We start from the raw sequence: 12,721 nt of genomic DNA, 5'->3' as shown, positions 1-12,721 counted from the left end.
TCCTGCTAGTCATGGCTTGCTTGCGGAGGACACCATGACGGCACAAGTGTTCGATACCGAGATCACGGAGACCGACGGCGCTCTGATCGGGCCGTGGCGTCAGCCGCGTCAGATGCTGCAATCCCAAACCTACGACGCGCACGCCTCGATCCACGACGACGCCACCGCGCAGAAGCTCGGCTTCAAGGGCGGCACCATCGAGGGCCCGACCCATTTCAGCCAGTTTGCTCCGCTCGGCGCGCGTTTGTGGGGACAGGTCTGGTTCGAGAGCGGCTGTCTCTCCGCGCATTACCGCAGCGTCTGTTACGAAGGCGAGGAGGTGCAGGCGATCCTGTCGAAGCCGCTGCCCGGCACCAGCCAGTGCCAGATCCAGATGGTCAAACGTGACGGCACCGAGGTGCTGCGTGGCACGGCCTCGGTCGGAGAACCGCAGGCCGCAACCGCGCTGGAGGCGCGTCTTGGCGAACTCAAGCCGCTCACTGATCCCGTGATCCTGCGCGACGTGAAGGTGGCGCAGACGAGCCGGCGCCAGGCGGTGCGGATGGCGTTCGACCAGATCATGGGCGAGCTCTATCCGTTCTCGCTGCGGCAGAAGCTCGCCGTCATCACCGAGACCTCGCCGTATTATTCAGGCGCCGGCAATCCTTCTGCGAATCCGTGGGGCAGGGCGATCATCCCGATGGAGATGCTGAGCGTGCTGTTCCAGTACCGCTCCAAGGACGATCCTCTCCCGGCCAAGGGCCCGGCCGTCGGCCTGTTCGCCGACCAGGAGATCAGGCTGGTGAAGGGCCCGCTGTTTGTGGACGAGGACTACGAAGTCGAGCGCGAGGTCGTCGCGCTCTCCGGCAGCCGACGCACCGAGAGCGCCTGGGTGAAGACGCGCGTGTTCGACAAGACGAATTCGGTGGTGGCGACCATGCTGCTGAACATGGCGACGCTGAAGGATTCTTACGCGCCGTATGAGGAAGAATATCGACGGCTGTACGGAGATACTGCCCGGTAGAAGCGAGCTTCGTTGTCGCTCATCCTTTGGGCAAATGCACGTCGCAAAAGCCGCCGCACAGCGAATAAGCAGACCCCGGCTTTCCTCATAACATTCTGACGGCGCAGGAAATTTTCCCGCGCTGTCCGCCCGATTGCCATTGTACACAATGGCACGGCGCTTGCAGAACTCCGGGCAACGAGAGTTCTCGCGGGGGCCTTGAGTCATGTTGAACTCAACCAAGCCGACATTGGGTGTCATCATCGCCGAACCGGAGCCGGTCAAGCTGGACTGGTCGGCTACCGCGCTCCTCATCATCGACATGCAGCGCGACTTCATGGAGCCTGGCGGCTTCGGCGAGACGCTCGGCAACGACGTCAGCCAGCTCGCGCGCGCGGTGAAGCCGATCGGTGCGGTGCTGAAGGCCGCGCGGGAGACCGGCATGCTGGTGATCCACACGCGCGAGGGCCATCTGCCCGATCTCTCCGACGCGCCGCTGGCGAAGGTCGAGCGCGGCGCGCCATCCCTTCGCATCGGCGACCCTGGTCCGATGGGACGCATTCTCATTCGCGGCGAGGCGGGCCACGACATCATCCCGGAGCTCTATCCGCTCGACAGCGAGATCGTGATCGATAAGCCCGGCAAGGGCGCGTTCTACGCCACCGAGCTCACCGACGTGCTGGAGAAATACGGCATCGAGAATCTGCTAGTGTGCGGCGTCACCACCGAGGTGTGCGTCAACACCACCGTGCGCGAGGCCAACGACCGCGGCTATCGCTGCGTCGTCATCTCGGACGGCTGCGCATCCTACTTTCCCGAATTTCACGAGATGGGCCTGAAGATGATCAAGGCCCAGGGCGGCATCTTCGGCTGGGTTGCAAGCTCAGCCGCGGTTCTGGAGGCGATGAAGATTTCCACATCAGCGTAGGGGCATCACGATGAGCACAGGCACGACAGGGACGGCCGGCACCTCCGAGTTCAAGCCAGCACTATGGACACCGGGCGACTGGAACGCGTTTTTCGGCTTCGGCACCAACATCCTCGTCAACATGCTGGTGCTCACAGGCCTCTTGCGCTTCGTGCTGAAGATGCCCGACTCACTGGTGTTCGGCCGCATCCTTCCCGCACTCGGGTTGATGATGTGCCTTTCCACCTTCTACTACGCGTTCCTCGCCTATCGTCTGGCACAGAAGACCGGCCGCAACGACGTCTGTGCGTTACCGTCAGGCGTCAGCGTACCGCACATGTTCATCGTCACCTTCGTGATCATGCTGCCGATCACGATAAAGACCGGCGATCCGCTCAAGGGCTGGTCGGCGGGCCTGGTCTGGGTGTTCTTCCAGAGCTTCATCCTGATGATCGGCGGCTTCATCGCGCCGTTCATTCGAAAAATCACGCCGCGCGCGGCGCTGCTCGGTACGTTCGCCGGCGTATCCGTCACCTTCATCTCGATGCGGCCGGCGCTCGAAATGTACATGACGCCGCAGATCGGCCTGGTCTGCTTCGCCATCATTCTGGTGAGCTGGTTCGGTGGCGTGAAATATTGGCGCGGCATTCCCGCCGGTCTCGTCGCGATCGCGGTGGGCATGGTCATCGCATGGGGTTCGAACCTGTTCGGCCTCGGTCTCGGTGGACTGAGCGTCAAAGGCGTCGGTGATGCCTTTGCCAATTTCGGCTTCTCGGTGCCGATCCCGGCGGTAGGCTACGTCTTCTCCGGTTTCGAATTCCTCGGAATCATTCTGGTTACCGCCATTCCGTTCGGCATCTATGATCTCGTCGAGGCCATGGACAATGTCGAGAGCGCGGAGGCCGCCGGCGACGAATATCCGACCACGCGCGTGCTCACCGCCGACGGAATCGTCAGCCTGATTGGCTGCCTGATGGGCAATCCCTTCATCAACGCCGTCTATATCGGCCATCCCGGCTGGAAGGCGATGGGCGGCCGCATTGGTTACTCGGCTGCGACCGGCATCATGGTGGTGGTGCTGGCTTGGTTCGGCATCATCTCGGTGCTGCTGGCGCTGGTCCCGGTCGTCGCGATCTCGCCCATCCTGCTCTATATCGGCATGCTGATCGGCGCGCAGGCGTTCCAGACCACGCCGGTCAAGCACGCGCCCGCGATCGTGCTGGCGCTGACGCCGCATCTGGCCGCCTGGGCCAAGCTCCAGATCGACACCATGCTGGGCTCGACCATGAACGCGGCTGCGACCGTCGGCGGAATGGCCGCCGACAAGGCCGACGCGGTCAAGGCTGCGGCGATCGCAGCACTGCCTCAGCAGGGCGTGTTCTATCACGGACTCGAAGTGATGGGCGGCGGCTCCATCCTCGGCGGCCTGATCCTGGGTGCGATCGGTGTCTTCATCATCGAGCGCGACTTCGAGAAGGCCTCGGCGTTTGCGCTGGTTGGTGCGGTCCTGACCTACTTCGGCTTCATGCACGGCGAAGCCGTCGGCATCGGCGGCGGCTTTGGCGTCACGCCCGCGGTCGCGTTCGCCTATGCCGTGATGGCCGCCGGTTTGTTCGCGGCCAGCAGGCTCGGCGCGAGCGAGTCCTACATGCCGCACGCGGACATGCACGCGGCACCGGCGGAGTAGCTACCCGCCCTTGACGGCACCCGCGGTGAGCCCGGCGACGATCTGTCGCTGGGCGAACACCGTGAGCAGCAGCACCGGAAGGGTGACGATCAGCGCGGCGGCCGCGAGCGGCCCCCAGCTCAACTGGTCGAACGAGATCATGTTGTAGACCGCGACTGGCAAGGTGCGTGTCTCGCGTCCGGCCAGCACGATGCCAAAGACAAAGTTGTTCCAGGAGAAGATCACGGCGAGAATGAAAGCGACCGCGATGCCAGGCTTGGCGATCGGCAGCGCGACATGGCGGAAGACCTGCCAGCGCGTGGCGCCGTCGATGAGGGCTGCTTCTTCCAGCTCCATTGGCGTCGTCTCGAAATAGCCGATCATAATCCAGATCACGATCGGCACCGTGACCACGAGGTGGATGATGATCTGCGGCACCAGCGTGCCGAGCAGTCCCAGCCACTGGAACATGAGAAACAGCGGGATCAGATAGGACAGGCCCGGCGTGATGCGGGCGATCAGGATCACGATCGCGGATTTATGCGCGGCCATGCGTGCGATGCCGTAGCCGGCGGGAACGCCGACGAGCAGGGCAAGCAGCGTCGCACTGCCGGTGACGATCAGGCTGTTGATGAAATAGGTCAGAAAGCGGTTGGAGGCGAGTACGTCGGCATAGTTTTTCCAGGCGACATGCTCGGGAAAGAACACCGGCGGGTAGGCGGCGTTGTCGATCTCGAATTTGAGCGACAGCGACAGCATCCAGAGAAAGAACAGGATCGCCGGCGACACGATGAGGAACACCGAGAACCACAGGCCGATCTTGCCGATGATTTGCCTTGGACTCATGTGCCGCTCGCGATCTCGGTCCACAGCATGCGTTGGCGTGCATAAAGCATCACCGCCGCGAGCAGAACGATCAGCAGGAAGAACACGACCGCGATCGCCGAGCCGTAGCCGAGGTCGTAATAGGAGAAGGCGACGCTGTAGAGATAGATGTTGATCGTCTCCGACGCCGATCCCGGACCGCCCTGCGTGATCGCGAAAATGATGTCGAAGCTCTTCACGGCATCGATCATGCGGATCATGCCGGCGATGAACAGGAACGGCATGATCAGCGGCAGGGTGATGAAGCGGAACACCTGCCAGATGCTGGCGCCGTCGATCTGTGCACTTTCGTAAGGCTCGGTCGGGATCGCTGCCAGGCCGCCGAGTACGATCAGCATGACCAGCGGCGTCCATTGCCAGGTCTCGACCAGCACCAGCGAGGGAATGACGGTCGCGGGATGGAATACCCAGAGCTGCGCGGGGATTCCGACCAGTGACAGCAGATAGTTCAGTACGCCGAGCTGCGGGTGGAACATCATGGTCCAGACCAGCGCGATCGCCACCGGCGTCGCCATCATCGGCATGATGAAGACGCCGCGCAGAAAGCCGCGGCCAGGGAATTTCTGGTGAAACACTACGGCCGCAAACGTGCCGAGCACGAGCGGCAGCAGCACGGAGAGTGCGGTGTAGACCAGTGTATGTCCGATGGCCTCAATGAAGCGGGGATCGCTCGTCAACCGCAGATAATTGGACAAGCCAACGAAGGTGGTCGACGAGCCGACCTTCCATTCGTTCAGGCTCATCCAGATCGTGAAGACCCACGGAAAGATGATGATCGCGATCACGACGACCAGCGCCGGGACCACGAACGGCCAGTAGGACGGCGGCCGCAACTCCTTCTCCGGCGCGGCATCAGACTGTGCCGCGCCCGGAGTCGATTGTGTCAACGCACTCACGCCTTCTCGCTACGCTCCAGGATCGGCCGGTACTGATCGTTGGCCTTCTTCAGCTCGGCGGCAGGATCGGCGCCGGACAGGGTCGCGGTGACCGCGGCGCCGACGATGTCGCGGAATTCGGCGACCGGAATCACGACGGGCAGGCCCAGCTTGCTGATCTTGCCGGAATCGATCACCGATTGCAGCCACTCCTTGGTCTTGACGCCCTTCTGGACCTCGGGATCGCCAAGGATCGAGTTGCGGAACGGCACGCCGCCGCCGGCCTGCAGCAGCCGCGCGCCCTGGGTTTTCGAGACCACCCATTGGCAGAGCAGATAGGCGGCTTCCTTGTTCTTGCTCGCAGCGGCAACGCCGATGCCGTCGCCATAGGTCGAGGAATATTGTCCCTTGGGGCCGGCGGGCACGACGGTGTAGCCGACCTTGCCGACGACGCGCGAGGCGGCCGGATCTTCCAGCGGCGGCGCCCAGCCGACGCCGTCGATCCACATCGCGGATCGGCCTTGGGTGAACGAGGCCATCGACTCCATCCAGTTGAAGCCGGCGACGCCTGGGGGTGCCGATTTCGTCAGGAGCGTCTGATACAGCTTGGTCGCCGCAATGGCTTCCGGACCGTCGGTCAGGATGTTGCCCTTGGCGTCGAGGAATTCTCCGCCATAGTTGAGGAAGAAGTTGCTCCACATCGCCATGTTGGCGTTGCGCAAGCCGCGCCCAACAAAGCCGTAGATGCCTTCCTTGGTATCGGTGAGCTTCTCGGCCGCCGCAGCCATCTCGTCGAGGGTCTTGGGAACGGTGACGCCCTTCTTCTCGAACAGCTCCTTGTTGTAGTAGAGGATGAAATAATCGACCGACCACGGCAGCGACAGCATCTGGCCCTTGTCGTTCCTGGCGTATTGCAGGCCGGCTGCCGAGAAGTCGCCCTCGACGAGATCGGGCGCGGTGAGCGCCGGGTCCTTCATGAAGGGCGTCAAGTCGGCGAGCCAGCCGGCCTTCTCGAATTGCCGCTTCTGCACATGGTAGCTGAGATGGACGACGTCGAAGCTCGGCCGTCCCGAGGTGAACTCGATCACCACCTTTTGGCGCTGCTGCTGCTCGGGAATCTGCTCCGCTTCGACCTGGATGCCGGTGAGTTCGGTGAACTCCTTCACGTATTTTTGCAGGTTGTCGCCGCGGGGGCCCTTGGCGAGGATCACCTCGAGCTTGGTCCCCGCGTATTTCTTCCAGTTCACCTCGGCACGCGCCGGCAATCCCGTCAGGCTGAGCGCGCCAGCTGCGGCAGTGCCCGTCAAGAGCGTACGACGCGAGATTTTGTGGTTGACCACTTGAGGTCCCTCCCTGTGACTCAATTTGGGCGGATACTAGCGGCCGTTCTGCTTCTGCCTAGTCCTAATCTGCGGAATTCAGGGCCGCACGGCCGGCGTTTCCATCGGCAAGCCATGCGCTCGCGACATCAGATAGAGTTCGAGCGCGACCAACTCGGGCGCGCCGAAATCATAGGCCTGGGCGCGGACACCCGTCATGCAACTGCGTAGCCGGCGCTCCAGCGATCCCAGCGTCTGCCATTCCAGCCGATAAAGCGGATAGCCGGTCGGCTGTCCCTGCGTGATCGGCGCGCCGGCAAGCCGGTTGTTGAAATTGTCGTGGTGGCAATTGGTGCAGGCAAGGTTGAGCTGCCCTTCGCGCTGCATGAAGAGGTCGCGGCCCTGCTCGACGAATGGCTTCAATTGCGGATCGTCGCCGGCCGTGATCGTGATGCCGCGCGATTGATGCGCGACGAAGGCGGACAGGGCCAGCAGGTCGCGGCTTTCGTAGGGGAGCGCCGGTGCTTGTTGATGATTGCTGCGGCACAGATTGATGCGCTGGTCGAGCGTGACGGGCCGCGCCAGCGCCTTGTCGAAGGCCGGATAGCGCGCCGCGACGCCTTTCATGCTGCCGCGTGCATCGCCATGGCAATCCGCACAGGCCTTGTCGGCGCTGCCGGTCTTCTTCGTCCACAACGCCTCGCCGTCGAGCACGAACAGCATGCCGGGATTTGAGGTGTCGTCATCCTGCATCGCGCGGGTGTCGGGCCCCATGAACGAATAGCCGGAGCGGCGCGCGTCCGGCGGAATCTCGCCGGCGAGCAGGGCAGGGGCCGTGGCGAGGAACGCCGCGGCCGATATCGCGCGCCAAACACTCATTCGACCGTGATCGACGCCGATGCGCTGGACAAATAGCCGTTGTCGCCGATCCATTCGAACTCGAACTTGCCGCTCTCCTTCGCGACCGTGAAGAACGACAGATAGGGATTGGCCGCGATCGCGGGGAAGAGATCGGCGCGAAAAATCTCGGTACCGTTGTAGCGGCACGTGAAGCTCGTGATGATGTCGCGCGGCACCAGCGCGCCGTCCGCCGTATGGCGGAAGCCGGTTTCCATGATGTGCGAGGTCAACGTGCGGATCTCGACGATTTCGCCGCGTCTGGCTTTCGCGGGAACGTTGATGAGCGCGGCCATCAGTTCATCTCCTCGGTGCAGGCGGCCAGCGTCACGACGATTTCCGTCGTGACCTGCCAGAACGTGTCGTCGGAAAGACGCGCGATCGCCACCACCTTCTGGGTATCCGCGAGCCGAATCCGGGTCGAGATCTGGGCGCGGCCGGAGGAGGGGCCGAGATGGAAGTTGCCGATGTTCGGCTGCGGGTTCTTCTCGTTGAAGACGTGGATGCTCTTGACGTAGTCGTCCGCCGTCATCGGGCTCGCGACGCTCACGGTCAGCGGCACCGTGTTGCCGTTCTCGACCAGCGGCGGAATGTCGAGCTTCACCTTGCCGGAGCGTACAGGTGCTTCGCCGACGACGTTGCGGATCGCGGCGGTGAGCATCGCCGGTGTCGCCTCGAGCGGCCGCAGCGTGACGATCGGGAGCGTCCCGGCGACCGTCACGCTTCCAGCAAGGTTCAGGAATTGTCGTCGCGTGGTCGGCATGAACAGTCCTAGTCCCGAAGCGTTGCAAGGAAAGCCACGATGTCCTCGATCTCGGCGGCGGACAAGATCGGTTTGCCGACGAAGTTTCGCCCGACCCGCACGAGGTGATCGGTGCGATAATAGGACGGCATGATGGTCTTCGGGTTGAAGCGCGCCGCATCGACCAGTCGAAGCCGCAACTGGCTCACCGTCCAGCGGTTCCCCGCACCCGAGAGGTCAGGCGCGAGGTCGCCCTGGAACCGGGTCTCCGGGAAGGGGCCGGAATGGCACAGGATGCAGGTCGTCGTGCGCGCGAGCACCAGCGCGCGCCCGCGCGCGGCATCGCCGGGCGCGCCGGTGAGCGATTCCGCGATGCCGTCGCCGGCGACGTTGTAGTGCCGGAGCTCCTCGGCCCCTGCATGGCAGGCGAAGGCGCAACTGGCGGCGATCAGCGCTGCGATATGGACCGATGTTCTAGCCAAAGGTGTCCGCCGTGATGGCTCGAAACCAGCGCTCGGCTTCAGTCGCCTCGCGGGCGCGCAATTCGCGCGGCGCATCGGCCGGGCTGGTCGCTCCGCCCTCGACCTCGGCGAAGATGTCGCCCCTGGGCTGGTAATTGCCCGCGAGTGAAAAGCCGTAGCCGGGTGCGACAATGTTGTAGCACACGCCTGTCAGTCGCGGCGTTTCTGGTGCGCGGCCGGCAAGGAGGTTCACGATCGCGGAAGCGCAGGCCTTGCCCTGTGCGCTTGCCGCGGATGCCGATTTGGGAATGCCCCCGCCGAGGCAGGCATCGCCGATGACGTGGATGTTCGGGACAAGTTTCGATTCGAAGGTAACGGGATCGATCGGGCACCAGCCGGTGGCATCCGCCGCGCCCGCGACCTCAGCGATGCGTCCGGCACGCTGCGGCGGGATGACGTTGGCGACGTCGGGGGTGTAATTGCCGAATTCGGTGACGATGGTCCTGGTCGCAGGATCGACCGAGGTCACGCGGCCGCCTTGCGACAGAGCGATGCGTTCGATCATGTCCCCGTAAAGCTCCTTCCACGCCTTCTCGAACAGCCGCTGCTGGGAGAAAGTGTCCTTGGCATCGAGAATCAAGACCTTTGAGCGCGGCTTCGTCGTTTTCAGGTAATGCGCGATCAGGCTGGCTCGCTCGTAAGGCGCCGGCGGACAGCGCGAGGGATTGGCGGGGATGGCAATGGCGACAGTGCCGCCGTCCGGCATGGCCTCCAGCTGCCCACGCAGCAATAGCGTCTGCGCACCGGCCTTCCAGGCATGCGGCATCTTTTCTGATGTGGCGTCGTCGTAGCCGGGCAGAGCCTCGAAATGGAAGTCGATGCCGGGAGAGAGGACGAGACGATCATAGGGCAGCGCAACGCCATCGGCCGTCACGACGCTGCGCAGCTGCGGCTCGATTGTGGTTACGGCTTGGCTGATCACCGTGACGCCTTCGGCGGCGACCTTGTCATAGCCAAACTGCTGCACGTCGATCTCGCGCAGACCCGCGATCACCTCGTTGCTGAACGGGCAGGAAGTGAAGACGGTACTGGGTTCGATCAGGATGACTTGCAAGTTTGCCTGCGCGCGCTTCAGCGCGCGGGCGCACGCCGCACCACCGAAGCCGCCGCCGACCACGACGACGCGGCCCGCCGATTGCGCGCGCAGGATCGTAGGGGCGGCGAATGATGTGGCCGCAGCGGCGATGCCGAGGACGGCATCCCGCCGTGTCACCGGCGCATTCATGAGTCTTGTCCGGAAAGTGTGCCGCGGCGGCGATTGCGGCCGCCGCGGCGTTTCTCAGGCGAAGGTGATGTTCTGGTCGCGCAGCGGCACCGAACGGATGCGTTTGCCCGTCGCCGCGAAGTACGCATTGAGCACCGCCGGCGCCGCGACGCCGATGGTCGGCTCGCCGACACCGCCCCAGAACCCGCCGCTCGGCACCATCACCGACTCCACCTTCGGCATCTCGTTGATGCGCATCGAATTGTAGGTGTCGAAGTTGGTCTGCTCGATCTTGCCGTCCTTGACGGTGCAGCCGCCGTAGAACAGCGCGGAGAGGCCATAGACGAAGGACCCCGCGATCTGCCGCTCCACCTGGGCCGGATTGACGACGTAGCCGGGATCGGTGGAGGCGACGATGCGATGCACCTTGATCTTGTTGCCGTCGGTCACCGAGATTTCGGCAGCGCCGGCGACATAGCTGCCATAGCCCATCACCTGCGCGATGCCGCGATAGATGCCCTGTGGCGCCGGAGTGCTCCAGCCGATCTTCTCGGCCACGGCATTGAGCACCGCCAGATGCTTGGGGTGATTGCCCATCAGCTTGCGGCGGAATTCGAGCGGGTCCTGGCCTGCGGCCTGGGCCAGCTCGTCCATGAAGCATTCCATGTAGATCGCGTTGTGATTGACGTTGACGCCGCGCCAGAAGCCCGGCGGAACGTGCGGGTTGCGCATCGCATGCTCGACCAGGAGGTTCGGCACGGAGTAACCGAACGCGGCTTCGCCGGACTGGGCGACGCCCTGGAATGCGGCCGGATCCATGCCGTTCTGCAGCGCTTCGGGGCGGAGCGAGAACAGGATCGATTGCCCGGACAGGCGGTAGTGCAGCGCGACCAGATTGTTGTCGGCATCGAACGCGCCGGTCATCTTGCACTGGGTGATCGGGTGATATCTGCCGTGCGCCATGTCCTCTTCGCGCGACCACAACAGCTTGATCGGCGTGCCCGGCATCTCCTTGGCGATCAAGACGGCCTGGCGGACATAGTCGGTCTGGCCGCGCCGGCCGAAGCCGCCGCCCGGCATCACCTTGTGCACGTCGCACTTCTCCGCCGGCAGGCCCGACGCTTCCAACGTGGCCGCGAAGGCTGCCTCGCCATTCTGCGTGCCGCACCAGACCTCGCATTTGTCCGCCGTGTAGAGCGCCGTGGCGTTCATTGGCTCCATGGTGGCGTGGTTCTGGTAGGGATAGCTGTAGACGGCCTCGATTTTTTTGGCGGCACCGGCAATCGCCGCCTTCGCGTCGCCGTTCTTGTTGCCGACATAGGCCGGCTGCCCGTTATCGAGGCCCTCGGTCAGCCATTTCGCGATCGACTCGCTCGAGACCTTGGCGTTGTCGCCCTCGTCCCAGACGATCGGCAGCGCCTCCAGTGCGGTCTTGGCGTGCCACCAGGTGTCGGCAACGACGGCGACCGCGGTGTCGCCGACCTTGACGACCTTCTTGACGCCTTTCATGCCGGTGATCTTGGCTTCGTCATAGCTTTTCAGCTTGCCGCCGAACACCGGGCAATCCTTGATCGCGGCGTTCAGCATGCCCGGCAGCTTGACATCGATGCCGTAGACCATGGTGCCGGTGGTCTTCTCGGCGGTGTCCAGCCGCTTCACGCCCTTGCCGATCAGCTTCCAGTCCTTGGGGTCCTTCAGCTTGACCTCGGCCGGCGGCGTCAGCTTGGCCGCGGCCTCGGCGACCTTGCCGTAGGTCGTGGTCTTGCCGGACGGCGTGTGGGTAATGACGCTGTTGGCGGCCGTGCATTCGGACGCCGGCACTTTCCACGCCTCGGCGGCGGCCTGGATCAGCATCACGCGTGCGGTGGCACCGCCCTTGCGGACATAGTCTTGCGAAGAGCGGATGCCGCGGCTGCCGCCGGTCGAGAAATCGCCCCAGACGCGCTTGCGGGCGACGCTCTGGCCCGGTGTCGGATATTCGGTCGAGACCTTCGACCAGTCGCATTCGAGTTCCTCGGCGACGAGCTGGGCAAGGCCGGTGAGGGAGCCCTGGCCCATTTCGGAGCGGGCGATGCGGATGACGACGGTGTCGTCGGGCCTGACCACGACCCAGGCGCCGATCTCCGGGGAGCCGTCGGCCGCGCGGACCACGGCGGGACCGCCGAAGGGGATATCGAGGCCGATTGCGAGACCTGCGCCGACCGCGGCGGTGCCGATGACGAAGGCACGGCGGTTCATCCTGGGAGAGACATGCTTGTTCATGTGGCGGCTCCTTACGCGCTTGCGATCGTGTGGATCGCTTCGCGCACCTGCTGGAAGGTGCCGCAGCGGCAGATATTGGTGATGGCCTCGTCGATGTCGGCGTCGGTCGGCTTCGGCTTCTCGCTCAGCAGCGCCGCCACCGCCATGATCATGCCGCTCTGGCAATAGCCGCATTGCGGAACGTCCTGGGCAATCCAGGCTTCCTGCACCTTGTGCAGCGCGTTGCCGGAGGCGAGCCCTTCGATGGTCGTGATCTTCTTGCCTGCGGCTTCGCCGACCGAAACCCCGCAGGAGCGGGTGGCGACGCCGTCGATGTGAACGGTGCAGGCGCCGCATTGTGCAATGCCGCAGCCATATTTGGTGCCGGTGAGGCCGGCATTCTCGCGGATGGCCCAGAGCAGGGGCGTATCCGGCTCGACGTCGAGCGTGAAGGTTTTTCCGTTGATTGTTAGGTTTGCCAT

13 protein-coding genes are annotated in these 12,721 nt (G+C 64.1%); 3 read left to right on the top strand and 10 right to left on the bottom strand.

The window, feature by feature from the left end; all coding sequences use genetic code 11:
- Positions 1-34 precede the first annotated feature (34 nt).
- From RX329_RS31430 to RX329_RS31420, 3 genes are all read left to right on the top strand, one after another.
- Positions 35-1,003: a hypothetical protein gene (locus RX329_RS31430; RefSeq protein ID WP_247296339.1), complete on the top strand. Its 969-nt coding sequence runs from the start codon at positions 35-37 to the stop codon at positions 1,001-1,003.
- A gap of 205 nt (positions 1,004-1,208) precedes the next feature.
- Positions 1,209-1,910, top strand: a complete 702-nt coding sequence (locus tag RX329_RS31425; RefSeq protein WP_247296342.1) for a cysteine hydrolase family protein — start codon at positions 1,209-1,211, stop codon at positions 1,908-1,910.
- A 10-nt stretch (positions 1,911-1,920) separates the two neighbouring features.
- A complete protein-coding gene (locus tag RX329_RS31420; RefSeq protein WP_317244794.1) occupies positions 1,921-3,576 on the top strand; it encodes a regulator in 1,656 nt (551 codons plus the stop codon).
- Here RX329_RS31420 and RX329_RS31415 read toward each other — a convergent pair whose 3' ends face one another.
- The 10 genes from RX329_RS31415 to RX329_RS31370 form a co-directional block, all read right to left on the bottom strand.
- Complete coding sequence (locus RX329_RS31415) at positions 3,577-4,401, bottom strand: carbohydrate ABC transporter permease (protein ID WP_204510551.1); 825 nt, start codon at positions 4,399-4,401, stop codon at positions 3,577-3,579.
- Positions 4,398-5,336, bottom strand: coding sequence for a carbohydrate ABC transporter permease (locus RX329_RS31410; RefSeq protein WP_018457161.1), 939 nt, complete (start codon positions 5,334-5,336; stop codon positions 4,398-4,400). The genes RX329_RS31415 and RX329_RS31410 overlap by 4 nt, the downstream gene beginning before the upstream one ends.
- Positions 5,333-6,655 (bottom strand): ABC transporter substrate-binding protein, encoded by a 1,323-nt coding sequence (locus RX329_RS31405; protein ID WP_247296350.1) that lies wholly within the window; start codon positions 6,653-6,655, stop codon positions 5,333-5,335. Before RX329_RS31405 ends, RX329_RS31410 begins: the two co-directional genes overlap by 4 nt.
- A 78-nt stretch (positions 6,656-6,733) precedes the next feature.
- Positions 6,734-7,513, bottom strand: a complete 780-nt coding sequence (gene soxA, locus RX329_RS31400; protein WP_317244793.1) for a sulfur oxidation c-type cytochrome SoxA — start codon at positions 7,511-7,513, stop codon at positions 6,734-6,736.
- Positions 7,510-7,827: a thiosulfate oxidation carrier complex protein SoxZ gene (soxZ, locus tag RX329_RS31395; RefSeq protein ID WP_018457158.1), complete on the bottom strand. Its 318-nt coding sequence runs from the start codon at positions 7,825-7,827 to the stop codon at positions 7,510-7,512. Before soxZ ends, soxA begins: the two co-directional genes overlap by 4 nt.
- The gene (locus RX329_RS31390) at positions 7,827-8,294 is read right to left on the bottom strand and encodes a SoxY-related AACIE arm protein (protein ID WP_026233314.1); all 468 of its coding nucleotides are present in this window, start codon (positions 8,292-8,294) and stop codon (positions 7,827-7,829) included. The genes soxZ and RX329_RS31390 overlap by 1 nt, the downstream gene beginning before the upstream one ends.
- An 8-nt stretch (positions 8,295-8,302) precedes the next feature.
- Complete coding sequence (gene soxX, locus RX329_RS31385; protein WP_085362234.1) at positions 8,303-8,755, bottom strand: sulfur oxidation c-type cytochrome SoxX; 453 nt, start codon at positions 8,753-8,755, stop codon at positions 8,303-8,305.
- Entirely contained in the window at positions 8,748-10,019 is a 1,272-nt protein-coding gene (locus RX329_RS31380) for an NAD(P)/FAD-dependent oxidoreductase (RefSeq protein ID WP_018457155.1), read from the bottom strand. The genes soxX and RX329_RS31380 overlap by 8 nt, the downstream gene beginning before the upstream one ends.
- 54 nt (positions 10,020-10,073) lie before the next feature.
- On the bottom strand, positions 10,074-12,260 hold the full coding sequence (locus RX329_RS31375; RefSeq protein ID WP_085352085.1) for a xanthine dehydrogenase family protein molybdopterin-binding subunit: 2,187 nt from the start codon (positions 12,258-12,260) through the stop codon (positions 10,074-10,076).
- Positions 12,261-12,271: 11 nt separating this feature from the next.
- Entirely contained in the window at positions 12,272-12,721 is a 450-nt protein-coding gene (locus tag RX329_RS31370; protein WP_007594050.1) for a (2Fe-2S)-binding protein, read from the bottom strand.

Source organism: Bradyrhizobium sp. BWC-3-1, assembly GCF_032917965.1.
Classification (GTDB): Bacteria; Pseudomonadota; Alphaproteobacteria; order Rhizobiales; family Xanthobacteraceae; genus Bradyrhizobium; species Bradyrhizobium canariense_D.
This window is presented reverse-complemented; position numbering and strand designations above follow the sequence as displayed.

Excerpts from the sequence above, each read along its gene's own strand:
- RX329_RS31375 (WP_085352085.1), bottom strand. The coding sequence starts at position 12,260 with ATGAACAAGCATGTCTCTCCCAGGATGAACCGCCGTGCCTTCGTCATC.
- RX329_RS31390 (WP_026233314.1), bottom strand. The coding sequence starts at position 8,294 with ATGCCGACCACGCGACGACAATTCCTGAACCTTGCTGGAAGCGTGACG.
- soxA (WP_317244793.1), bottom strand. The coding sequence starts at position 7,513 with ATGAGTGTTTGGCGCGCGATATCGGCCGCGGCGTTCCTCGCCACGGCC.
- RX329_RS31420 (WP_317244794.1), top strand. The coding sequence starts at position 1,921 with ATGAGCACAGGCACGACAGGGACGGCCGGCACCTCCGAGTTCAAGCCA.
- soxZ (WP_018457158.1), bottom strand. The coding sequence starts at position 7,827 with ATGGCCGCGCTCATCAACGTTCCCGCGAAAGCCAGACGCGGCGAAATC.
- RX329_RS31415 (WP_204510551.1), bottom strand. The coding sequence starts at position 4,401 with ATGAGTCCAAGGCAAATCATCGGCAAGATCGGCCTGTGGTTCTCGGTG.
- RX329_RS31425 (WP_247296342.1), top strand. The coding sequence starts at position 1,209 with ATGTTGAACTCAACCAAGCCGACATTGGGTGTCATCATCGCCGAACCG.
- RX329_RS31380 (WP_018457155.1), bottom strand. The coding sequence starts at position 10,019 with ATGAATGCGCCGGTGACACGGCGGGATGCCGTCCTCGGCATCGCCGCT.
- RX329_RS31370 (WP_007594050.1), bottom strand. The coding sequence starts at position 12,721 with ATGGCAAACCTAACAATCAACGGAAAAACCTTCACGCTCGACGTCGAG.
- RX329_RS31430 (WP_247296339.1), top strand. The coding sequence starts at position 35 with ATGACGGCACAAGTGTTCGATACCGAGATCACGGAGACCGACGGCGCT.